The organism is Bacteroidota bacterium, assembly GCA_016720935.1.
Lineage (GTDB): Bacteria > Bacteroidota > Bacteroidia > AKYH767-A > 2013-40CM-41-45 > JADKJP01.
In genome coordinates, this window is the sequence record JADKJP010000006.1 from 551,753 (window position 1) to 575,462 (window position 23,710).

Below are 23,710 nucleotides of genomic sequence, written 5' to 3' on the forward strand. Positions count from 1 at the left end.
TCAGGGATTGATCAGTCTTATTTTTTGCGGATGTGTTGAAATGTCTGAAACCAAAAAGTAAATTCCGCCGGATAGATTTTCCAGGGAAAATTCTTTTTCTGTTTCATTGGCATTAAGGATATCAGAAAATATTTTTTTACCTGAAATATCCAGAAGATAAAATGGGATGTTCCCTGAATAATTATTTCTGCTGATTAAAAAGTGAGCAGATGAAATGGCTTCAAGAGTAAAGGGATTGTCCGGATTCTGAATTTCTTCTACTGAGTTCAACGCCGCGCATGTGACAGCCTGATACGGTTGATTTGAAAAACCGGATTGACAGGTATTGCAGAAATAGCTTTTTAAAAAGCAACTTGCTTTTTCTACCAATTGAGGCTTAGGAAATGAACAATGATTCGTGCTTAATGGTACCTGATAGTATTTTGAACAAATTCCATTTGCATTCAATTTTGAATACACCACTTCAGAACCGGCTGTCCAGTAAAAAGGCTGACAGATGCAGGAAATGACTTGTCCATATTGAGGAGGAACCACACAGTCAAATTCATCGTGAAAATTGATGACAGGAATATTTCCGTTGTTGAGTAAAAAACTATCTTTTGTAATGGATCCGCAGGAGTTTATTACAGCCCGAACCTGATACGTATCTGTCAGAGCATTACCTGCAGTATCCAGCAATCCTGCTCTGGAAATTGCGTTTGGATCAAAAGCATTCGCTTCCGTTTGATCCCAGAATGTTGAATTCAAAGCTGTGATTCCACCTGCACTTTCTCCTCCAACAAATAAATAGTTGTTGTCAATATGATACTGAGATGCATTCGCATGGATATAACGAAATGCTGCTCTTGCATCCTGAGCGGCACAATAAGTTGCAGTTATAATATCGGTAGGGTTCTGCTGACAAAGAAGGCATATGCTGAAAATGTCAGTAGCTGCACAATTCCAGCCTAGTCTGTATTCTATTGTAGCGGCAACAAATCCCCGTCTGGCATACTCCATACATTGATAATCCATATCATGTCTGCTGCCTGCGAGAAATGCTCCACCGTGAATCAACAGGATAAATGGCCGGAGAGGGAGAGAGTCAATCAAAATGTCAGGATAATAGATATCCATCTTGAGATTTTCCCTGACGTTTGTAAATGCGTGTACCGGATTAGAAAAAACAATATTGCTATCGATGCGAATTGCGGAACTGTCAAAAAAGGCAGTTTCTGAAAATCTGTTGGACAAACAATAGTTTTGACTAAAGCCAGTTTTGGGAAGAAGTGGTATGGATAGGAGTAACAGGAGTAAAATTCGAGACAGAATTCTCATTGTATTGATTTTCTAACTTTAATGATGGTTGTGTTAATCTGAAATTTTAGACTTCTGTTTTTCACAGTAGTTTTTTTTATTAAATTAACATAAATGAAAATGCACATAAGGAGAAACAAAGTTCGCGGCGGATTCTGTCATCCAATTCGCCTTCCAAGATATTAAAAAATGAATTGTTAAATTCATTCTTAGCCAGCAAATGATCAGAATCAAAGAGAAATTTGTTTGCTCAATCGTGGAATTATAAACCTTAGGGGCTCCTGTATAAGAAATTAACATTTGTTCTTTTCCTCAGTATCAATCCTGCCATTTAAATTTCGCGCTTTGATGAAGTAGAATTCAATTTTCCGCTCTTGAATGAAGAGCTTTTGACAATTGGCGCCGAACCAGCAACAACACATAGTTATTATTGGTTAAACTGACTTTGCTCATGAGAATTTTATCTTTCATTTAGCAAATTTGTATTTATAATTCCTGAGAAGCCATGGCAGTCGAATCACAAACCCGAAATGTATATTCTGTTTCCCTGGATTGGGATTCCAATTATGATTCTGCAACATTGCATGCAGGCGACAGGTCTCCGTTGATGATTGGACCTCCTCCTGAATTCAATGGGAGCAATTCGATATGGAGTCCGGAACATCTTCTTATTTCCGCGCTTTCATCTTGTTATACAACCACATTTATGCATTTTGCAAAATTGTTAAAAACTTCTGTTTCACGTTTGCATGTGGATGGTGTGGTTGAGTTCGAGAAGGAAGAGGGGACTCCAATGGAAGCAAAACGATTCATCTTACATCCGGTGATAGAATTCAGTAATAATCCTGGTGAACATGTCATCGAGAATCTTCTTGCAAAAGCCAGAAAATACTGCATCATCAGTAACTCCATCAAAGGGGAAGTCATCATTGAACCTAGTGTCCGCTTAAATTAGACCGGAGCGTATTTTATTCATTCTCTTTGTATCTTGATTCTTATTTTTAATGTATCAGAACTCAAAGAGTGTTACGCTGTTGAATCAGATTTATGAATTTCCCAAAAGCAGTTTTTCCTGTTTACTGGAGTAAGCAGCATGGAGCTTATATTACTTTAATAATTTGTTGGATGATTGGGGTGTTTCTGAGCCCTAAATTCAGCTGGCTTCAACCGGTTGTGCTTGTATTTCTTTTGTCGGGTTTTAATCTGGTTGAGTTGATACTTGAGAAATACAAGAGAAAAACGCCATTGCCTCAGGGTCGTAAAATTTGGTTGTTCATTTATTCAATCATCACTCTTCTTTTTGGACTTTTTACACTTATAAAAGTTCCTTTACTCAGGTATTTACTGCCTGTTTTTATTTGCTCTGGCGTGATTTTTATTTTGCTTGCCTTAAAAAGAAAACAAAAATCGGTTTTTGCCGAATGGCTGACTTTTGCTGTCTTTTCATTATCAGGTTTGTTGGCTTTTTCTCCCGGAGAAGTCCCTGAGCTTTCATGGATCATCCATATCACTCTCATCATGTCTCTTTATTTTGGTTTGAGTATATTTTTGGTTAAATTTTGGTTGGGGAAACTAATGTCTTATGGCGGACTGATTTATGTCATGTCCGCTATTCTTTTTATGTTCTTTTTTTACGGCGAAAGCCGGATCGTGTATGGGGTAGGGGCTTTAATGCTCCTGAAATGTATGATTCCAATTGTGGCAGGACCATGGTACAAGAATCTGCCAATTAAACGAATTGGAATGCTCGAAGCGATCTTTCATCTGATCTTTCTGATCATTCTTGTGTTGAACTTCCCGCATACGAGTGAATTTTAATTTTCAAAGAAAAATAGAAATAGAATCTCCTTAAAAACCTTCCGGAACCAGGAACAATATGCCCGTAACAGAAACTGCTCTCAAATGTTACCACTGTGGTGAAGATTGCAAAGATGAAGTCATCCGTCTTGATGATAAGGTATTTTGTTGCGATGGATGTAAATTGGTTTTTGAAATTTTGCAGGAAAACAATCTATGCTCCTATTACCAATACAATACTTCACCCGGACAATCCCCGAAAGGGAAATTTTTGGAAGAGCGCTTTGCATTTCTGGACGACGAGCAGGTGAAGAAAAAGCTTATTAATTTTACGGATGGGAAATACTCCACCATCAATTTTTACATTCCTCAGATGCACTGCAGTAGTTGTATCTGGCTGTTGGAGCATTTGAGCAGGATCAATGCTTCCGTAGTTCGTTCACAGGTGAATTTTTTGAAGCGTGAAGTAATTGTTGTTTTTGAAGAGCAAAAAATATCTCTGCGCCAGATCGTTGAAATGTTAACCACTATTGGTTATGAGCCGGTAATTAATTTGAACGACCTCGAAAATCAACGAGCCGCTCCCAAGTCGAAAACCAGAATTTATAAAATCGGTATTGCAGGGTTTGCATTTGGGAATATCATGTTGTTTAGTTTCCCTGAATATTTTTCACTCAGCGATTACATTGAACCGGGATTCAAAGGAATTTTCAGTTATATTAATCTTGCCCTTTCTCTCCCTGTTTTCTTTTATTGTTCATCTCAATTCTTCATTTCGGCTTTCGCCAGTCTGAAACAAAAATTCCTGAACATCGATGTACCGATTGCGCTGGGAATTCTGGTGATGTTCGTCCGGAGTTTAATCGAAATACTTTCCGCTTCCGGTCCGGGGTATCTGGATACGATGTCCGGTCTTGTTTTTTTCATGCTTGTCGGACGCACATTTCAGGATAAAACATATGAAACTCTTTCTTTCGAAAGGGATTATAAATCCTTTTTTCCGATTGCTGTGATGTGTCGCAGAGCGGGAAAAGAAACATCCGTTCCGGTATCGCAATTGGTTGTTGGCGACAGGATCTTAATCCGCAATGAAGAATTAGTACCTGCCGATGCGGTATTGATCAAAGGGAATGCTCAGATCGATTATTCATTTGTCACAGGAGAATCCATTCCGGTGGAAAGAAAATCCGGCGAATTGATTTATGCAGGTGGAAAACAAAAAGGTACCCTGGTGGAGCTGGAAGTAGTCAAGGAGGTTTCTCAAAGCTATCTCACACAATTGTGGAATAAAGACGCTTATTTGCAAAAGCATGAAGATGGAAAGTTTCAGCAATTGGTCAATCAGATCAGCCATTATTTCACTTTTGTAATTGTTGGTTTATCGTTATTGGCTCTTGCATTCTGGTTTATTCAGGGCGATCATTTGAGAGGATGGAATGCATTTACGGCTGTACTTATTATTGCCTGTCCTTGTGCTTTGGCAATTTCTTCTCCTTTCACCCTTGGAAATATTCTGAGAATCTTCGGCAGGAATGAGTTTTACCTGAAAAATTTTGCGGTCATAGAAAAACTTGCAAAGATTGATACTATCGTTTTTGACAAGACAGGAACACTTACACGAAACAATACCGCTTCAGTTGACTTTCACGGAGATGTCCTTACTCCTGAAATGAATCAACGCATTCGTTCGCTGGTTCATCAATCCTCACATCCCCTGAGTCAGCATATTGACAAAAATCTGATCACATCTGAATTGCTTCCTGTAAGCAACTATCAGGAAATTCCCGGCGAAGGACTTCAAGGGTTTGTTGCCGAAATGCATGTAAAGATTGGATCAGCGGCGTTTACCGGTGATGTGAAGGATAATCAGGAGCAATTGGAGCTTTCAACACGTGTTTATGTAAGTGTTGATGGAGCGGTGATCGGGTATTTTTCATTTAGAAATAATTATCGCGAAGGATTGGAAGAACTGGTGCAGTCACTTGTAAAACGCAAATTTGATCTGGTGGTGCTTTCCGGTGACAATGATTCGGAGAAGAAATATCTGCAAAAAGTATTCGGCAAGGATGCGAACATTCGTTTCCGTCAATCTCCTGCTGAAAAGCTCCACGTTATTCAGGATCTTCAAAATCAAAAGAAGCATGTTTTAATGATTGGTGATGGTTTGAATGATGCCGGTGCATTGAAGCAAAGCGATGTAGGAATTTCTATTTCTGATGACATTAATAATTTTTCTCCTGCCTGCGATGCAATTTTAAATGCAGGGAAATTTAAATGGCTGGGTAGCATTCTTGCCATTTCAAGATCCAGTCATCGGATTATCCTGGGCAGTTTTATAATTGCATTATTTTATAACGTACTGGGCTTATATTTTGCAATGCAGGGAACCCTTTCTCCGGTTATTGCTGCTATTCTGATGCCCGTTAGTTCTGTATCCATCATTGCTTTTACTACAGGCATGTCAAATCTGGTTGCAAGAAAATAAGTGAATTGAAATGGTTCCCGGACTGCATGAAATTGCTTCATTCGGCCATAAAAAAGATCTTCAGAATTATTTCTTACTAAGCTGTTTTTTCGCACTTGTGAACATTATGTTAATAAGTATAAGTGATTGAAATACATGGATATAAAACCGTGATTCTTTTAAAAAAAATTACCTGACGAATGTCACTTCTTTGCCTGATAATCATCATGAAGGGGACTATCTTTTGGGAATATTTTTGAACGCATTACAATTTATCACATGAGTGTAATCTTTCTTCTTATTCTGTTTAGTCTGCTGCTCGCAATAGGGTTTTTAATAGCCTTTATTTGGAGTGTAAGGGATGGTCAATATGAGGATGATTATACTCCATCAGTGAGAATTCTATTCGATAACGACTCAACACAACAAACCAATAACTCTACAAACGAGGATTTATGACCACCGAAAAATTCCGTTACGACAATAAGATTGTCCGAAATTTTGCCGTCGCCACCATCATTTGGGGCCTTGTCGGCATGCTCGTAGGGCTCATCGTTGCTCTGCAGTTAACGAACCCTAAGCTCAATTTAGCACCTTTCCTGACATTTGGACGGCTAAGGCCATTGCACACCAATGCGGTCATTTTCGCGTTTGTAGGTAATGGTATTTTTATGGGAGTTTACTATTCATTGCAACGCCTTCTGAAGGCAAGGATGTTTAGTGACCTCCTGAGTAAAATCCATTTCTGGGGATGGCAGCTGATCATCGTTGCCGCTGCTGTAACATTACCTCTTGGTATTACGACCAGCAAAGAATATGCTGAATTGGAATGGCCGATCGATATCATGATCGCGTTGATCTGGGTGGTATTTGCCATCAATCTATTTGGAACAATTTTCAAAAGAAGAGAACGGCATTTATATGTAGCTATTTGGTTCTACATAGCTACCATTATTACAGTGGCTGTATTGCATATTGTAAATTCACTTGCATTGCCGGTGAGCTTCCTGAAAAGCTACTCTATTTTTGCCGGAGTTCAGGACGCTTTGGTGCAGTGGTGGTATGGACATAATGCAGTTGCGTTCTTCCTGACAACTCCATACCTGGGACTGATGTATTACTTCGTTCCAAAAGCCGCTGATCGACCGGTGTATTCGTATAAATTATCGATTATCCATTTCTGGGCGCTTATCTTCCTGTATATCTGGGCAGGACCGCACCACTTGTTGTATTCAACTCTTCCTGACTGGGCACAATCGCTCGGGGTGGTCTTCTCCATCATGCTTATTGCTCCGTCCTGGGGTGGTATGATCAACGGATTGTTGACACTTCGCGGTGCCTGGGATAAGGTTCGTGAAAGTGTAGTATTGAAATTCATGGTTGTCGCGGTGACTGCTTATGGTATGTCGACTTTCGAAGGACCAATGCTTTCTATCAAGAGTGTAAATGCAATTTCTCACTTTACAGACTGGACTATCGCTCACGTACACATCGGTGCTTTGGGATGGAATGGTATGTTGACTTTTGGTATTCTGTATTTCCTGATTCCAAAACTGTATAATACTTCTTTGTTCAGTAAAAAGCTTGCCAACTTCCATTTCTGGATGTCTACTTTGGGAATTCTGTTCTATGCAATACCAATGTACTGGGCAGGATTTGCACAGTCACTGATGTGGAAAGATTTCACACCGGATGGCGTATTGCGTTACCCTAACTTCCTTGAAACAGTGGTTCAGATCATGCCAATGTACATTCTTCGTGTATTCGGTGGTTCACTCTACCTTATTGGTGTAATTGTCATGATTTACAACTTGTGGAAAACCTCTGCTGCCGGCAAGTTCATCGGTGATGAAGATGCAGAAGCGGCACCACTTGCAAAGATTGCTCCTGAGTCTCATGGACACTGGCACCGTTGGATCGAACGCAGACCGGTTCAATTCATGTTATTCGCGCTCGTTGCAATTCTGATAGGTGGTATCGTTGAAATCGTTCCGATGCTTACGATAAAATCCAATGTGCCTACCATTGCTTCTGTAAAACCATATACTCCTCTTGAATTGCAAGGACGTGATATTTATATCCGGGAAGGTTGTTACACTTGTCATAGCCAGCTCATTCGTCCGTTCCGATCAGAAACCGAGCGTTATGGTGAATACTCAAAAGCAGGTGAATTCGTATATGATCACCCGTTCCAGTGGGGTTCAAAACGTACAGGTCCTGATCTGGCCAGAGAAGGAGGCAAGTATCCGAACTCATGGCATTACAACCACATGATGGATCCTACAACCATGTCACCTGGTTCAATCATGCCGGCGTACGAGTTTATCATAGAGAAGGATCTGGATATCTCTTCCACAGCAGCGAAAATCAGGACCATGCAAAAACTTGGAGTACCGTATCCTGATGGTTTTGATGCTGAAGCAAATAATGCACTTGCAAAACAAGCAGGGGAGATTGCTGCAGACCTGGAAAAGAATGGAATCAAAGTAGATTCTCGCAAAGAGATTGTTGCCTTGATAGCTTATCTGCAACGTCTTGGAACCGATATAAAAGTGAAAGATCAACCTACTGCTCAGAAGTAATTAAACATTCAAAAAAAGGAAAGCCATGTTTAAAAACTATTTGCAAGGTATCGAAGGAATCGCCACATATCCTTTATTCTCACTGGTGGTATTCTTTCTGTTCTTTCTTATCATGGGGATTTGGGTTCTCAGGTCTAAATCATCCTCCATGCAGGAACTTGGTTCCATGCCATTAAACGATAATCCAGAAAATCAATCAGAAAAAAATTAAAACGTGCACGTATGAACACGAATAAAAATAAATTTCTACGCTTCTTTCTGTTGTCAGGAGGACTTCTCTTCGGTGCTGTTCAATCCATGGCACAACAGGTAGCCGTAGCTGATTCTACAGCCAAATCTGAACCGGTTCAGATTCCGAAAATGTTTTTTGAACCATCAACATACATCTGGCTGTTGCTCGGAATCATAGTGATAGCAGTGATTTTCACGCTAACACACACCATCAACGTCCTCACCAGGACCCTGGATGAAAAGACTGCTGCCGTATCCGGCACCACTCCACGCAGCGCTGAATATGTACATCGTCAAACCGGTTGGAATAAACTGATGCAGATGATGACACGATCAGTTCCTGTTGAAAAGGAAAAGGATGTTATGCTGGATCATGATTACGATGGAATTCGCGAATTGGACAATCAACTACCACCCTGGTGGGTATGGGGATTTTACATCACCATCATCTTTGCCTTTATCTATCTTGTCAATTATCATATCGCAGGTTCGGGCAAACTTCAATATGCCGAATACGATGAAGAAATCCAAATTGCAAATGCAGCCAAAGAGGCCAGGTTAAAAAATGATGCAAATTTTGTCACTGAGGCAAATGTGGTTCGCTTGTCTGAAGCAAACGATTTGTCACAAGGTAAAGATGTTTACGTCAAATTCTGTGTGGCTTGTCACGGAGACAAAGGGCAAGGAAATGTCGGACCAAACCTCACAGATAATTTCTGGATCCATGGTGGTGGAATAAAAAATGTATTCGCTACAATTACAAATGGTGTACCTGCAAAAGGTATGATTTCCTGGAAGAGTCAGCTTTCACCAAAGCAAATTCAATTGGTGGGCAGCTATGTACTGTCTCTTGAAGGTACCAATCCTCCGGGAGCGAAAGAACCTCAGGGAACAGTCTGGCAGGAATCAGTTGCTGCAGATAGTACCGCAGCAAAATCAGATAGTACAAGCGCTGTTGTTGATTCAACAGCAAAGAAAATTTAAGTAAAGGAACAGAATAGACATGTCAACTCAAGCGGTTCCGGGCGGAACAGATGATTTTCGCGATTCTATATCGACCATCAGCAAGGATGGTGACCGGGCCTGGATTTATCCGAAAAAGCCTAAAGGCAGACATTACAGCAAAAGGACGATCGTTAGTATCGTCCTTTTGGCGCTTATGTTTGGTGGCCCCTTCATGAAAATTTCAGGTCATCCCCTGATGTTGTTCAATGTTTTGCAAAGGAAATTTATTGTATTCGGAGTGCCTTTCTGGCCACAGGATTTTTTCCTCTTTGTGTTGGCGATGCTGACATTCTTTGTCTTTATTATTCTGTTCACAGCCATTTTCGGCAGGGTATGGTGCGGTTGGGCTTGTCCTCAGACTATCTTTATGGAAATGGTTTTTCGCAAGATCGAATACGCCATTGAAGGGGATGCTAACCAGCAGAGATTATTGAATAAATCACCCTGGACAGGAGAGAAAATTAGAAAGAAGGTCTTGAAAAATTTAATATTTTTCTTGTTAGCATTTTTGATAGCCAATACATTTTTAGCTTATATCATTGGTATTGATGAATTAAAACTTCTGGTTACCGAAGGCCCCGGAAAGCATATGGGTGGCTTTGTAGCACTTGTGATCTTTACTGCCGTGTTCTATGGAGTGTATGTCCGCTTCCGCGAACAGGTGTGTCTTATTGTTTGTCCCTATGGGCGCTTGCAAGGAGTTTTGCTGGATAGAAATTCTGTAGTCATAGCCTATGATTATGTTAGAGGTGAAACCAGAGGGAGAATTCAAAAAAGCGAAGAACGCAAAATTGGAGATTGTATCGACTGTCATCAATGTGTGCATGTCTGCCCTACAGGTATCGACATTCGAAATGGCACACAATTGGAGTGCGTGAATTGTACCGCTTGTATTGACGCATGTGATGATGTCATGGAAAAGGTAGGCTTTAAAAAAGGCCTTATCAGATATGCGAGTGAGAATAGTATCGCTAAAAAGGAAAAATTCAAAATAACCACCCGTGTTGTAGGCTATTCAATTGTATTATTGATTCTGCTCACAACTCTTACCACTTTGCTTGCATTGAGGACCGAAGTAGAATCAACTATACTTCGTACTCCCGGACAAATGTACCAGAAGATGGATGGTGGAAAAATCAGTAATTTGTACAACATACAATTGGTCAATAAAACCTTCCACAACCTTCCGATTGAAATCAAACTGAATTATCCTGCCGGTGAAATAAAATTCGTGGGACCGCCACCGACAGTATTAAATGAAGATGCCGTGGTAGAAGGAGTTTTCTTTGTTATTCTGCCGCAATCTGAAATTGTAAAAGTGAAAACACCGGTTTCAATCAATGTGATTTCAAATGGTAAGGTATTGAAGGTTGTAAAAACAAATTTCCTGGGACCAAATACAAACTAAAAAATTATGAAATTCAACTGGGGTTGGGGTATCTTCATCTTTCTTGTGATCTTCATGAGTTTTATGCTCAACATGGTTTACCGTTGCACACAACAGAGGGTAGATCTGGTAAGTGAAAAATATTATGAAAATGAATTAAAGTACCAGCAAAGAATTGATATGGAAAAAAACACCGCCGCGCTGGAAAAGAATCTTAAGATTTTAAGAGAAAGTGGGAAGGTACAGTTTGAATTCCCGCTAAGTGGGGGAGTCCGTTCCGGTCAGATTACTTTTTTTAAACCGGATGATGCCCGACAGGATTTTGTTGTCCCTGTTTCCGGAAGTAACGGAAATTTTCAAGAGGTGAATACCTCAAAAATGAAAAAAGGCTGGTGGAATGTCCAGGTTCAGTGGAGTCAGGATGGACAACCATTTTATTCAGAACAAAAGTTACTAATTGATTAGATCATGTGGTTGTATTCTGCATTTTTGGTCGGTTTTCTTGGCAGCTTTCATTGCGCAGGCATGTGTGGCCCTATTGCTCTGGCCTTACCGCTTGACAAAAAGTCGAATTGGTCATTTATCATCGGGCGGTTACTTTATAATGGAGGAAGAGTCTTTACTTATTCGGTTCTTGGCCTTCTTGTTGGACTAATCGGACATACAATTGCGATGGCTGGTTTTCAGAAGGTGTTGTCCATCGGAACAGGAGTGATGATTCTCCTGATCGCATTCCTGCCATACCTGATCAAACGTACGAGTCAGTTCAATTCATTTCTTACAGGATACACATCAAAGATCAAATCTCTATTTAAAAAACTATTTGGTCTGAAATCGAAAAGGACGCTCTTTTTAATTGGAGCTGTAAACGGCCTTCTTCCCTGCGGGTTTGTTTATCTTGCTCTCGCCGGTGCAGCTGCAACAGGAACAATGGAGGAAGGAGTTGGCTACATGATGCTGTTTGGACTTGGAACCATCCCCATGATGCTTACTCTAACCATGGCGGGGAATATTTTTAGTCCTCGTACCCGTAGTTTTATCCAGAAAATATCTCCTCTGATTGCTATTTCAGTTGCTGTATTACTCATAGCAAGAGGGATAACCATTGACAATCATTCATGTTGTAAACATCATTGATCAGGTCAGATTTCATTTTTTATCGGACGAAATTTTATACGCTGATCATAAGGTTTGGGATTTAGGGTTTTTCTTGTTGCTGAATTTGAAACAGACTCTTTTTTAGTATTGAACAGGTATCAAATTTCTTCTTATCTTCGTTATTCCTGAATTCAGTATTCTTCAGCATCTGATTATGAATCACGAATTGAATATTTCCATTGCTATTCTGATGCTTAGGCTGGTTACCGGCATTCTATTTTTCTTTCAGGGTTATGATAAGATATTCAATATAAAAATAGAAGGTGTCGTTCGCACGTTCAGTGACACTATGAAGTCAACCTGGATTCCTTTGTTACTTTTGCGACCTTTGGTTTATCTTAGTTCCTATATTGAAATGATTTGTGGAGCCTTGTTGTGTTTAGGCTTATTTCGTGAATACAGCTTGTTTATGCTTGCCGCTGACATGGTGTTTGTCGCCTTTGCTTTCAGTTCAATCAAAGCGATGTGGGACATGCATTTTTACCTTCCCCGCATTATTTTTTTAGCGGCACTGTTACTTCTTTCTCCGGAAATGGACCGGTGGTCTCTTGACCAATTTATTTTTAAATTGAAATAGAACCTTTTGCTTTTACAAAAAACAGCTTCCCATATCTGAAATCAGGATTCGCTTTAAAATAAATAAGCCGGACTAATGCCCGGCTTTTAAAATGTTTTTTTGAATTCCCTTGCCTGTCTGACAGCTTACAGGCTATCAGAACAGGAAAGGTACCAACCACATGAACACTAAAATTTTTAGCTAGCTTTGAGCGGATCGTAATTGATATCCACTGTAATTTTCGCTTCAGAAGAGACTTTATCTTTTACCAATGAAGGGACCTCGATGTTAAAGTCGGAGAGCAGAATATTGAATTTTGAAATCCCTGTGGTAATTGCACCGCCTTTTACCGTGAGTTTTCCATCCGCAGTTACTTCTTTTGTTACTCCGTGAAGAGTCATATTGCCTTTCACTTTCACGGGATAGGTACCATCTTTTGTCAGGTTTACTTCTTTAATATTGATGATATTTCCTTTGAATACCGCTTTTGGATATTTATCGGATTCTACATAGTTTTCATTGAAATGCTCCTGCATAAGCGCCTTTTCAAAAGAGAAAGCTTTCATGAGCAATGCAAATTCCATTGCGCCTGTTGAAGCGTCAATAACGCTGGTAGCTTTTTCATTTGCCCCTGCGATCTTCTCAGGTGAGGAAGGTGAAGTCGCATCAAATGTTATCTTGCCTGCTTTTGTAAAGTAACGGTTTTGTGCATAGATGCTTCCGGTACCAATAAAAAGCGCGATGATCAGGATTATTTTTTTCATGGTTATTTTGAAACGTTTGGTTTAGATTTAATGATTAAGAACTTGATCTGTTCTGTAAATTAATTTGATTCATTGGAAATTACACAGTCTACAAGAACTACATCCATAAGTATTCCTGTGCAAATTCCTTTTATCTTTACTTTTTCTCCACTTTTTAATGAAGCAGCATCGCTTTGAAAATTCTTGTCGAACTGACATCCGATACCTGCAAGGTCTCCGCCTTTGAGTGTAATATTGAGAATACCTTTTTCGTCTATTCCTTTGTCAGAAATAGTACCATTCACTTCAATTACTTTTCCGAGATACTTTGAATTCGCAGAGTTTTCATCTCCTTCATATTCTTCTACAAGTGCAGTAGCTTCTGAAACACATACAGGTGTTTCATTGATAATGCTTCCATGTGGCTTGTTGAACAGATAGTATCCAAAAGCAACAGCTGCTGTTAAGAAGATGGAGGCAGTCAGAAGGATCCTTTTCATATTATTTGTTTTGGTTTAAATATTCTCAATTGGTTATCAGAAGAAACAAAGCAAGGATAAACACGAGCCCTGCCAGTAACAAATCTGTCAGTATTGGGTTGCTACTCATTTTTGATTTTGACATCGTTTTCATTTTTCCTGTTCCAATTATACCCCAAAAGTAATGGAGGAGTTTGCAGTTTCTAAGCGGAATTTGCTGAACGGGAATAAAACGATACTGAGCTGGCAATTGTGTTTAAAATGTTCCTTTTATCAATATTTAACGGTAAATAACCCTTTAGATTCTGTATTCAATGTGAATCAGTTTAAGAGCATTGGTGTGATTTACGAGGATATTAACATAAAATCATGCCAGGAAAACCGGATCAATTCAGATTGGTCTGAAAACAACTAAAAAAGAGAAGAGACTTTAGAGAAAATTCCAGAAAGGAGGAATTATTAACAAGTAAGAAAATGTGTAGAAAGAGTCAAAAAAAATGAGTGTTTATGGGCTATTCAGACCCTCTTACTCCTTTCCTGCTAGCCATTCCTTAAATAAGGGTGATCGTTCGGTGCTTACAATAGTGTCCAGATTAATCGGAGGTTTTAAGTTGATTTTAACCCTGGACTTTGAAAAAGAGAACATTTGATCGATAGAATTGATACTGATGATGAATTGCCTGTTGATCCTGAAAAACCGCTCCGGATCGAGCATTTCTTCCAGTTTATCGAGGTTGTAATCAACATGATATGTGTGATTATCCGTCGTTCTAAGAAAGTTGATCTTCTCCTCTGTATAGAAATAAGCAATATTTTCGGCATCGATTGCTTTAATGTGTTCTCCAAATCGTATCAGGAAACGTTTTTTAAACTCAGGCTGAGGTTTTCTTAAGGTCTCTAAAAGCAGCCCGAAATCAGGCATTGGAGGATTGGGAGTTTTGATGTAAATGCTTTTGTACTTTTTAATCGCTGCAGCCAAATCTTCTTTTTTGATAGGCTTCAACAAGTAATCTACACTTGTTACTTTAAATGCCTGAACTGCATATTCATCGTATGCAGTAATAAATATTACGGGTGTTTTTACTTCTGTCAGTTTGAAAATCTCAAAACTTGATCCATCTGCAAGATGGATATCGAGGAGAATCAAATCCGGAGTTGCGTTTTTGTTCAACCATTCCACCGCGGATTTTACACTCACGATAATATCAAGCACCTGTGCATCCGGCTCCAATTCATTGAGAATCTTTTTAAGTCGTAATGCAGCGGGTTCTTCGTCTTCGATGATAAGAATGTTCATGATACGTTTTCGTTTAGCAATGGTAAAGCTACAGTAAAATGATCTGTCGCATGATCAATTTTTACAGGTAATTCCGTGAGCAATTTATACCTGCTCACGATATTTTGCAAGCCCAGGCCGGTGGATTTTTCTTTCTGTATTTTAGGATTCACATTATTACGGATAAAAAGCATACCCTGTGAAATGAATAAGTCAATAACCAATGGTGTTTCTTTGGAAACAGAATTGTGTTTGATAGCATTTTCTGCCAGCAACTGAAGTGTCAGCGGAGGAATGAGGAATTCATGCCTTGAAGATTGTTCAAGATTAATATTCAGTGTCAAAGAATTTCCATACCTTTTTCTTTGAATAAATATATAATTGTCAAGAAGATTCAATTCTTCATCGAGCTGAATCAGGTCCTTGTCCCTGTACGTGACAATATTTCTGAAAAACTCCGAGAGTCGTTCAACATATTCAACGGCTTTTGTAGGATTGTCTTCAATCACTGTGATCAGTGTATTGAAACTATTGAAGAGGAAATGAGGATTTACCTGACTTCGAAGAGTCTCAAATTGAAATTGTATTTTTTCTTTCTGCAAACGATCCACTTTTCTCAATCGATCTTCCCGTCGCCGTATGAGGAAGTAAAAAATCAATGAAGCGGTTACAAACATCAGGCTTCTGAACCACCAGCGCTGCCACAAAGGAGCATGAATCACAAGAGAATATGCCGCTTCGGGAGAATCATTTTCCAATGAATTCAGACTTCCCCGTACTCTGAACCTGTATTTCCCGGGAGGGAGTTTTGGAAATGTGACCGATCGGTCATTCGTTTCCTGCCATTTGGTTGTATATCCTTCGAGCAAATACGCATAGTGTATCCGTGTTGGGTCTGAATACCAAATGCTGGAAAAACTAAAGCGCAGATTGTTTTCGTCATAATCAAAATTTCTTTGTTTCTCCGGATCGATATCCTCCATGAACAAAGAAATACCTGTTATTTTGATCGATGGTTGTGGCCAAGCCTGATAAGCAAACGGCCGGTAAATTAAAATCCCCGCTTGCGCGCCTATCCATATATTTCCATAGCGATCTTGTGAAATGGAATTTGGATCAGGATTCAATTCTTCGAGACCTTCTTCCGGACCGTGATACAGTATTTTACCGGTCGCCGGATTAAGTACATCGATACCGTTAGTATGTAATATGCAAAGATTCCCATTTTTATCACATTGAATGGAAATCGGAGATGCATCACTTAACCCATTGGCCACTGAATAATTTTTAAATGTTTTACCATTATAGACGGATATTCCTGCGTCGGAAGTTGCCAGCCAGATATCTCCGTTCAATCCTTCGCATACAGAATGAATTGTATTGCTGGGCAGCCCATCCTTCTTAGTAAAAAATCGTAACTGGTTATTTTCAATCATTGCCAGCCCTTGCTCATCGGTTCCCATCCAGATTCTGCCTTTCCGGTCGGGTAACACGAAGTACACATAATTGTTATTCAGAATATCTATTTCAGGTGTAGCCTCGCAAATTAAAACTGCATCATCCGATTCGCCATACTTCAGGATTTTGCATTTGACAACACCATTGAAACCTGTAATCCAGATGTTGTCTCCGGTACCGTTAATGGATAAAATACTGCTGTTATCAAGATTATCCTGACCATGAACTTTTTTTATTTTACCATTCTCCGGGTTCAATCTGAATACCCCTTCTCCCATAGTGCCAATCCATATAAACCCGTAGGAATCTTCAAACAATGAAACAATGTCCGTGAGCAGTTTAGGTGCTGTTACAATGTATTTCTTAAAAATAAATCCTCCGGTTTTTGAAGGGGTTGCTTTGACTAATTGTTGGTCCGGACTGAACCATATATTGCCTTTTCGATCTGCAAGGATGCAATGATTTAAATGAAAAGGCATTGTATTCGTCCCGTATAAAAATCTGAGTTTTTCTCCACTTGAGCGGATCAGGAGGTTTCCTGAAGCTATCCAGATGTTTTGTTCAAAATCACAAAGAATATCACTCGCTTTCGAAAGTTTGATTTTGGTATCCAGGAAAACCAAGGGTAGCAAAGAGCCGGAACTGTCCACAATCTGAATTCCGTTTTCTTCGGTTGCAAGCCACACCTCATGTTCCAGCTTGACGAGACCATTCAATTGGCCGGAATTCCAGTTTTGAACACTTGGGATGAACTCCGGTTTATCAGAGTGAAGTGATACTCTGCAAATTCCCTGGTCCTGCATTCCGATCCACAATTGATTTTGATGGTCGAGCGAGAGGGTTCTGACAATGTTGTCAGGTAAACCTTGTTGGGATGTAAGTGAAGAGATTTCCTTTTTATCGTGACTGATACGAAGAAAGTTCAATCCTTTGTCTGTCCCGACGCACAATCTTCCATCCGGTAATAACAAAGCAGCATAACAGTAATTGTCACTCATTCCATCAGCAATATTGATATTGACAATGGAATCGTTTTTTAAATAAAAAATTCCTTCTCCTTTTGTTGTAAAAAAGATCTTTCCTTCTGTATCCTGAACGAAAGAGCTGATAGGTGAAGATACCGTATCGTTTGAGACCTTAAATGGAGTTAACAGATTTCTTTCGAAGGTTTCAATTTTTCCGTTTTCAAATCCAATCCATATTCTCTTTTGCTTGTCTTCAAACATGGCGGAGACCGGAGAATCAATAGTATCTGTACCCGTAACAGGGGAGAAGTCAAAACCATCAAAACGGAAAACGCCACGATCCGTGCCTACCCATAGCATTCCCCAATGATCCAGCATCAGTTTCTGGATTCTTGGTTTGAATAGTTCAGTTTTTAGTTCATAAATTTTAGAAACCGGAACAATTGCGTTCGCTGTCTGAGTAAACAGCAGGATAAAAAATAAAAAAACTATGAAGCGGTGGTTTGCTGGCTTCATAAAATCAGGATTTTGGCTTTAATTCAGCTTTTACATCAATTCCTATTTCGGAAGCGATTTTTTCATGCACAACTTTCGGAACCTTGATGCTGTGGTCGGCCAGCAGAATGTTGAATTTTGATTCAATGTAAATGATGTTATTTTTTATTGTAACACTTACTTTGACAATTCTTTCCTGTTCGATTCCGTGAATTGATAATTTTCCTTTTGCTCTCAGAGTGAAAGAACCTTCATTTTCAAAATTGACATCTTCAATAATTTTACCGGAGAAAATGACTTCGGGGTAAACTTCCGTTTCCAGAAATTTATCATTGAAATGCTCTCGTTGCAATCCGCTGTTAAATCCTTCGAACGTATTCAGTGTAACTTTAAAAACGAATACTTTTTTTGAAATATCAAGAATACCTCTTAACTGATTTGATTTCGCGCTGATAATTTCCTGTGGTGCCTCCGAACGAAAGCTGACATAACCGTTGTTTGTTGAATACAATTTTGAGCCAGGAGGTGTGGCCGATAAAAATGAAATCGCAACAAGCAGGAGTAAGAAAATACGATTTCGGCTAATGGGATTCATGTGTTTGTATTAATTCTGAAGTGAAAATACAAAATAGATTTGTCATATAGCGGAGCTTCAACATCTGAATTTCATTTATTCTTTCCATCGAGGTAGTTCAGGATTTTTGCGGTCGAGCCGGTTTGATTTTGAACGTACTCTTTCGCGATTTTCCCGGCAGCTTCAGATTTTGAGGGGTTGAAAATGAGGGTAGAAATCACATCTGAAAATTCCCGGATATTCTGAACAGGGAAAGCTCCCTGCTGTCTCACGAGTTCTTTTGCTTCCCTGAATTTTTCAAAACGGGGCCCAAAGAGTACCGGAATGCCGTATGTAGCGGCTTCAAGGATGTTGTGAATGCCTTTGCCAAAACCGCCTCCAATGTAAGCTACATTCGCGTAAGCATAAGCAGAAGAGAGCAATCCTATAGTGTCGACCAGCAGGAGATCCGCTACCTTCAAATCATTTTCTGAAGCGCTGGAAAATAACACTGTTTTCAGGTTTGGGTGAACTTTCCTGATATCGTTTTCAAGTCTATGGATTGAATCCGTGTTAACTTCATGCGGAAAGAAAATCACACGAAAACCATTTGTGATGAGGTTGTGAAGTTCAGGGATGATCAATGTTTCATCTTCCGGCCAGGTACTGCCTGCTATGAATATTTGGTGTCCTTTTGAAAATGATTCAAGTTGAGGGATTCGTTTTGCATTGGATAGAAAACCCGCGACACGATCAAAACGGGTGTCACCCGTTACGGTACATTCATTGATTCCGGCTTGCTGCAGTAATTCTTTGGAAGTGTCATCCTGAACAAAGAAATGTGTAACCATTTTCAGCATGTTTCTGAAGAACCTGCCATACCATTTGAAGAAGATTTGTGAGGGGCGAAAAATGGAGGAAACAAAATAGACAGGAATTCGTTTTTTATTAAGTAGTGCCAGATAATGGTACCAGTATTCGTATTTTATAAAAAAGACGAGGTCGGGTTGAATCGTACCAATAAAACGCGTGGCATTTCGTGCACTGTCCAATGGAAGGTACAGAACATGTTGCGCAAGCGGATAATTTTTCCTGATTTCATATCCTGAAGGAGAAAAAAATGTAAGAATGATTTCGATGTCAGGATTTCTCTTTTTTATTTCTTCAATGAGTGGCCGACCCTGTTCAAATTCCCCGAGAGAAGAACAATGCACCCAGTAACGAAGGGATTTTTTTGGTTGAAGGGTGGATAAAATGCTGAACAGATTTTTTCGGCCCTCCAGCCATAATTTTGCTTTTTTATTACCTGAGATTGCAGCCAGCCTGACACCTGTTTGGTATAAAAGAAGAGCAAGTGAATAGATGAATTTCATCCCCGGTAATTAGTCGAAATAAAATTGTTTTGGAGCGCGTTTGTAGATGGGGATTATCCATGCTACCCGAAATCCAATTAGCAAATCGGTTCGTTTACGCGTATCTCTTTCGCGTGTATCGAAATTGTAACTTCTTCTGTTTTGTGTAAACGCCTGAGTAAATTCAAATCCTCCGTAGAAATTTACAAGGCGTTTATTCCCGAAATTAACATAGCCAATAAATTCAGTGATGGAAAGTCCGTTTGTCAGCCGGTCATAACCTTTAGCATAATCCCCTTCAATCGATGGATAACTTCCGCCCTTTGTTTCAAAACGAATTTTGTGTTGCAGTATTCCGGCACCGACAGTAGCCATGATTCCTGAATTTTTATTCGGGCCTATCCATGGAAAAATTTTACCTCCTTTGATTTCAAATTTCAAACCACGTTCAACAAGTGCAATGGTCGCGAACTGTCCTTCAGCATTGATGAAATTTCCACTTTCGTCACGCAGACTGTCCAGAATTCCATTTTCTTTTACCTCCTCACTAAAAAGGAAATTTCCATCAAACCCCAGAACGATATTGTTCTTGAATTTGTATTGAAAAACACCCCCTACATTATAATTTTCGCGAAATCTTTTTGCCATATCACCACCCGGAAACTGGTAAGCAAAAGTAGCGCCGATCATCGCGAAATTTACAGAAGAGTCACGAATACTAATTTGGGCATTTGAAGATTGAACGATAAAAAAAAAGAGAATGCCGGAAATAAATTTCTTCATAGGGCGAATTTAATAAAAGCGCTGAGTTCTATATGAGCGGTTAACGTGAAGATGCCGACATTCCTTTATTGTATTCTTCTGATTTCCCCCTGGGAATTGACAAGGATTGAAATTCAGATTTGCGAATCATTTTACAAAGGAAAACAATTTGTCCGCTATGATATGCATAGTGGACCAGTTGCCTTTGAATTGCACGCAGCACGCTATGGGGTTCATTTCGGATTGTTATAGTATTAAGTAAATCCTCTCCTTTCAGACCGTTCAGTGTCGAGAATAAAGCTTCCCAGCCATTGTTCCAGTCAGCAAGGATTTCTTGTCTGTTGCCTGTTGGATTTTCAAATTCGATGTCCCTGTTTCTGTTTGGTTTTTCACCATCTGTAGTAAGGAAATCAGTGAAACGGGAGCGAAGATTGCCTGCAATGTGACGCATAATAATGGCTACACTATTGGATTCTGAATCAGGCTGAAAGTGGAGCTCTTCGTCACTGATCTGCGCGATTGCCAGCTCAGCATTTGATTTCATGCCTTTGAAGCTTTTGAGGCTTTCGAGAAGATATATTTCGGAAACACTGCTCATGAACGTTTCAAATTCAGGTCGTCGGCTGTAAACTGATAGGGGAGGAACTGGCTGATGCTATTGGACACAAGAACTTTTCCGGTTTCACCCACCATGATCAGCCGGATGTTACCGTGGTAACGATGCTCATACTCTGCAATAGCTTGCCTGCAGGCACCGCATGGGGTGATAGGCTTATCGATATGAAATAAATCTGACATGGCTGTAATAGCAATGGCTTTGATTTTGACACCCGGGTAATTTGCTCCGGCTGCGAAAATCGCGACTCTTTCGGCACACAATCCGATCGGATAACTGGCATTCTCCTGGTTATTTCCTCGCATCACAATTCCGTTTTCAAGAAGTACAGCTGCACCTACCTGGAATCTGGAATAAGGCGCATAAGCCTTGTTCACGCTTAATCTTGCCTCTACGACCAGCCGCTGATCATCATCGGGTAGTTCTGAAATATTACTGTATTCTTCAAACTCAGAAAGGATTTCTACTTTTTTCATATTTTATAAATGGAGGATAAAAGTAAACAGAAATAGCTTAATTGTGTAGAATATCCCAAGTTATGAACTAAATCCTCGATCCCTTTGAGCTATATTTGCACTCTGAAAGTAAGCCTGATTACAATCCTTACATGAGAGTCGCATAATTGTTAATTTTTAACCATAGAGAAGTAAACATTTTGCCACTTTCTGCCGTATTGAAAGGGTTGCTTCACTAAAAATACAGCCTCAGGTTTGGAATTTATTTCCATCTTTGTGGCTGCTATTCACAACTAACTGAAAATGAAATCCAAACGCATTATTTCCGGACTTATTTTGTGTACCAGCATACTTGTTGCTTTGGGGTCCTGTAAAAAAGACGCAGGAGAGGGCGGAACATCCACCATCACCGGTAAGGTTATTGTATATGATTTTGATCCCGGATTCATCAGTGTAGGGGATACCTTCCCGGCAAAGGACGAGGATGTTTACATCATTTATGGAGCGGACCATGCTACCTACGATAACGACTACAAAACATCGTATGACGGTACTTATGAATTCAAATATTTGCAAAAAGGCCAATACAAACTTTTTGCTTATTCTAAAGATTCCACAGGGGCATCAAACGGAACTGTGAACGGAGCCGCGCCCAAGATTCCGGTGTTCGTAAATGTTGAGATTACTGACAAAAATCAAACAGTGGTAGCCCCTGATATTATCATTCTAAAAAATAATCAGTAACAAAAATGAAAAGAATCCTTTTCCTTATTGTTCTTATTGTACCCGTGCTTTGCGGAACAGCATTTTCTCAAAGTAAGAAGGACATCAAGAAGAATAAGATTAAATCCGTAAAGGTTACCAATACGGTCATAAAAGATGGGAAAGATCAAACCCTCAACGAATCTTTTCAGCGTTTTGATGCTTCAGCGGAAGTAATCGAGGAAATTAATTACGATGATGATGGTGGTATTAAATCTCATTTCACTTATACTCTGAACAAGAATGGAGATAAGACGGAAGAGATAAGTTATCAGGCTGATGGAAAGATCAAGAAAAAGAAAACCATCAAGTATGATGCGAATGGAGATAAAATAGAAGAGATCCATACCGATGCGAATGGAACTTTTATTGATAAGGACGTTTTCACCTATAACGCGAATGGGGACAGGACAACTGAAATAACCCTGGACAGTAAAAATAATGTCATTCATAAAGTGATTCTTTTGTATGATAATAAAGGGATGAAAGTCAGTCGTAAGAGTTATGACGCAAAGGGTAACCTGGAGTCAGAGAAAAAATACGTTTACGAATATTAATTCGCGCTGTGAATCAACTCGATCCAATACTGGCTGAATTTGAGCCAATCACGCTCCAGCAAATGGACAACGTTAAATTGTTGGACCGGGTGGATACTAAATTCATGTTCCGTGATTCGTATTTACCCGAATTGCTGGAAAAAATGAAGGCAGATTATTACGTTCTTGAAGCAGGAAGTAAGAGATACACGCATTATGAAACGCTGTATTTTGATACTGAACATTTCGGATTGTATTTGCGACATCACAATGGCAAATTAAACCGATTCAAATTTCGTTCTCGTCGTTATGTCGAATCCAATCTTCATTTCTTTGAAGTGAAATTCAAAAACAATAAAGGCAGAACAGTCAAGGACCGGATAAAACGTCCTGAAATTGTACAACAGATTTCTGATAAATCGGAGGAACTCGTTCGGAGTATTTCACCTGTGGATCCAACAACCTTACATGCTAAACTGTGGGTCAATTATTTGCGAATTACATTTGTAAACAAAACCTCGCAGGAAAGACTTACCATTGATACGGAACTTCAATTCAAAGATGCTAATCACACTAAGGATTATACTGGTCTGGTCATAGCCGAAGTAAAGCAGGGGAGTGGCAGGGATAAAAGTCCATTCATTGATCTGATGAGGGAGAACTCCATTCTTCAGAAATCAATAAGTAAATACTGTCTTGGTGTTATCAGCCTCAATCCCCATATCAAAAAGAATAATTTTAAACCTACAATTTTATATTTATCCAAATTACTGAAATAAGCA

The 23,710-nt window shown here is 39.5% G+C and carries 24 protein-coding genes; 14 read left to right on the top strand and 10 right to left on the bottom strand.

Annotated features, from left to right (window positions below):
• On the bottom strand, positions 1-1,233 hold the full coding sequence (locus IPP86_10660; GenBank protein MBL0138977.1) for an alpha/beta hydrolase: 1,233 nt from the start codon (positions 1,231-1,233) through the stop codon (positions 1-3).
• Positions 1,234-1,801: 568 nt separating this feature from the next.
• Here IPP86_10660 and IPP86_10665 point away from each other — a divergent pair.
• The 11 genes from IPP86_10665 (at position 1,802) to IPP86_10715 (ending at position 12,497) form a co-directional block, all read left to right on the top strand.
• Complete coding sequence (locus IPP86_10665; GenBank protein ID MBL0138978.1) at positions 1,802-2,251, top strand: OsmC family protein; 450 nt, start codon at positions 1,802-1,804, stop codon at positions 2,249-2,251.
• A gap of 92 nt (positions 2,252-2,343) precedes the next feature.
• The gene (locus IPP86_10670) at positions 2,344-3,114 is read left to right on the top strand and encodes a YwiC-like family protein (GenBank protein ID MBL0138979.1); all 771 of its coding nucleotides are present in this window, start codon (positions 2,344-2,346) and stop codon (positions 3,112-3,114) included.
• Between the two features lie 58 nt (positions 3,115-3,172).
• Positions 3,173-5,578, top strand: coding sequence for a heavy metal translocating P-type ATPase metal-binding domain-containing protein (locus tag IPP86_10675; protein ID MBL0138980.1), 2,406 nt, complete (start codon positions 3,173-3,175; stop codon positions 5,576-5,578).
• A gap of 258 nt (positions 5,579-5,836) precedes the next feature.
• A complete protein-coding gene (ccoS, locus tag IPP86_10680; protein ID MBL0138981.1) occupies positions 5,837-6,016 on the top strand; it encodes a cbb3-type cytochrome oxidase assembly protein CcoS in 180 nt (59 codons plus the stop codon).
• Positions 6,013-8,139 carry a cytochrome-c oxidase, cbb3-type subunit I gene (gene ccoN, locus IPP86_10685; GenBank protein MBL0138982.1) on the top strand — a complete coding sequence of 709 codons (2,127 nt, stop codon included), beginning with the start codon at positions 6,013-6,015 and terminating at the stop codon, positions 8,137-8,139. Before ccoS ends, ccoN begins: the two co-directional genes overlap by 4 nt.
• A gap of 25 nt (positions 8,140-8,164) precedes the next feature.
• The gene (locus IPP86_10690; GenBank protein ID MBL0138983.1) at positions 8,165-8,350 is read left to right on the top strand and encodes a CcoQ/FixQ family Cbb3-type cytochrome c oxidase assembly chaperone; all 186 of its coding nucleotides are present in this window, start codon (positions 8,165-8,167) and stop codon (positions 8,348-8,350) included.
• 11 nt (positions 8,351-8,361) lie between these two features.
• On the top strand, positions 8,362-9,354 hold the full coding sequence (locus IPP86_10695; GenBank protein ID MBL0138984.1) for a c-type cytochrome: 993 nt from the start codon (positions 8,362-8,364) through the stop codon (positions 9,352-9,354).
• A 19-nt stretch (positions 9,355-9,373) separates the two neighbouring features.
• Positions 9,374-10,783 (top strand): cytochrome c oxidase accessory protein CcoG, encoded by a 1,410-nt coding sequence (gene ccoG, locus IPP86_10700; GenBank protein MBL0138985.1) that lies wholly within the window; start codon positions 9,374-9,376, stop codon positions 10,781-10,783.
• A gap of 6 nt (positions 10,784-10,789) precedes the next feature.
• On the top strand, positions 10,790-11,227 hold the full coding sequence (locus IPP86_10705; GenBank protein ID MBL0138986.1) for a FixH family protein: 438 nt from the start codon (positions 10,790-10,792) through the stop codon (positions 11,225-11,227).
• A gap of 3 nt (positions 11,228-11,230) precedes the next feature.
• Positions 11,231-11,899 carry a sulfite exporter TauE/SafE family protein gene (locus tag IPP86_10710; protein MBL0138987.1) on the top strand — a complete coding sequence of 223 codons (669 nt, stop codon included), beginning with the start codon at positions 11,231-11,233 and terminating at the stop codon, positions 11,897-11,899.
• A gap of 175 nt (positions 11,900-12,074) precedes the next feature.
• Complete coding sequence (locus tag IPP86_10715) at positions 12,075-12,497, top strand: DoxX family protein (GenBank protein MBL0138988.1); 423 nt, start codon at positions 12,075-12,077, stop codon at positions 12,495-12,497.
• A 176-nt stretch (positions 12,498-12,673) separates the two neighbouring features.
• Here IPP86_10715 and IPP86_10720 read toward each other — a convergent pair whose 3' ends face one another.
• The 9 genes from IPP86_10720 to cdd all read right to left on the bottom strand — a co-directional run bounded on the left by IPP86_10720 (position 12,674) and on the right by cdd (position 21,651).
• Positions 12,674-13,240 carry a YceI family protein gene (locus tag IPP86_10720; GenBank protein MBL0138989.1) on the bottom strand — a complete coding sequence of 189 codons (567 nt, stop codon included), beginning with the start codon at positions 13,238-13,240 and terminating at the stop codon, positions 12,674-12,676.
• A 59-nt stretch (positions 13,241-13,299) separates the two neighbouring features.
• Positions 13,300-13,719, bottom strand: coding sequence for a hypothetical protein (locus IPP86_10725; protein ID MBL0138990.1), 420 nt, complete (start codon positions 13,717-13,719; stop codon positions 13,300-13,302).
• Positions 13,720-14,224: 505 nt separating this feature from the next.
• Entirely contained in the window at positions 14,225-14,995 is a 771-nt protein-coding gene (locus IPP86_10730; GenBank protein MBL0138991.1) for a response regulator transcription factor, read from the bottom strand.
• The gene (locus tag IPP86_10735; GenBank protein ID MBL0138992.1) at positions 14,992-17,913 is read right to left on the bottom strand and encodes a histidine kinase; all 2,922 of its coding nucleotides are present in this window, start codon (positions 17,911-17,913) and stop codon (positions 14,992-14,994) included. Before IPP86_10735 ends, IPP86_10730 begins: the two co-directional genes overlap by 4 nt.
• Before the next feature lie 4 nt (positions 17,914-17,917).
• Entirely contained in the window at positions 17,918-18,487 is a 570-nt protein-coding gene (locus IPP86_10740) for a YceI family protein (protein MBL0138993.1), read from the bottom strand.
• Between the two features lie 71 nt (positions 18,488-18,558).
• Positions 18,559-19,818 (bottom strand): polysaccharide pyruvyl transferase family protein, encoded by a 1,260-nt coding sequence (locus IPP86_10745; protein ID MBL0138994.1) that lies wholly within the window; start codon positions 19,816-19,818, stop codon positions 18,559-18,561.
• A gap of 9 nt (positions 19,819-19,827) precedes the next feature.
• Positions 19,828-20,580 (bottom strand): hypothetical protein, encoded by a 753-nt coding sequence (locus tag IPP86_10750; protein MBL0138995.1) that lies wholly within the window; start codon positions 20,578-20,580, stop codon positions 19,828-19,830.
• A 40-nt stretch (positions 20,581-20,620) separates the two neighbouring features.
• Positions 20,621-21,157: a DUF1572 family protein gene (locus tag IPP86_10755; protein MBL0138996.1), complete on the bottom strand. Its 537-nt coding sequence runs from the start codon at positions 21,155-21,157 to the stop codon at positions 20,621-20,623.
• Positions 21,154-21,651, bottom strand: a complete 498-nt coding sequence (cdd, locus tag IPP86_10760) for a cytidine deaminase (GenBank protein MBL0138997.1) — start codon at positions 21,649-21,651, stop codon at positions 21,154-21,156. Before cdd ends, IPP86_10755 begins: the two co-directional genes overlap by 4 nt.
• A gap of 282 nt (positions 21,652-21,933) precedes the next feature.
• Here cdd and IPP86_10765 point away from each other — a divergent pair, with 282 nt between their 5' ends.
• From IPP86_10765 to IPP86_10775, 3 genes are read left to right on the top strand one after another with little or no spacing between them, the layout of a single operon-like run.
• Positions 21,934-22,374 carry a hypothetical protein gene (locus tag IPP86_10765; protein MBL0138998.1) on the top strand — a complete coding sequence of 147 codons (441 nt, stop codon included), beginning with the start codon at positions 21,934-21,936 and terminating at the stop codon, positions 22,372-22,374.
• Positions 22,375-22,379: 5 nt separating this feature from the next.
• Positions 22,380-22,949, top strand: coding sequence for a hypothetical protein (locus IPP86_10770; GenBank protein MBL0138999.1), 570 nt, complete (start codon positions 22,380-22,382; stop codon positions 22,947-22,949).
• Positions 22,950-22,957: 8 nt separating this feature from the next.
• A complete protein-coding gene (locus IPP86_10775) occupies positions 22,958-23,707 on the top strand; it encodes a polyphosphate polymerase domain-containing protein (protein MBL0139000.1) in 750 nt (249 codons plus the stop codon).
• Positions 23,708-23,710: the final 3 nt, after the last annotated feature.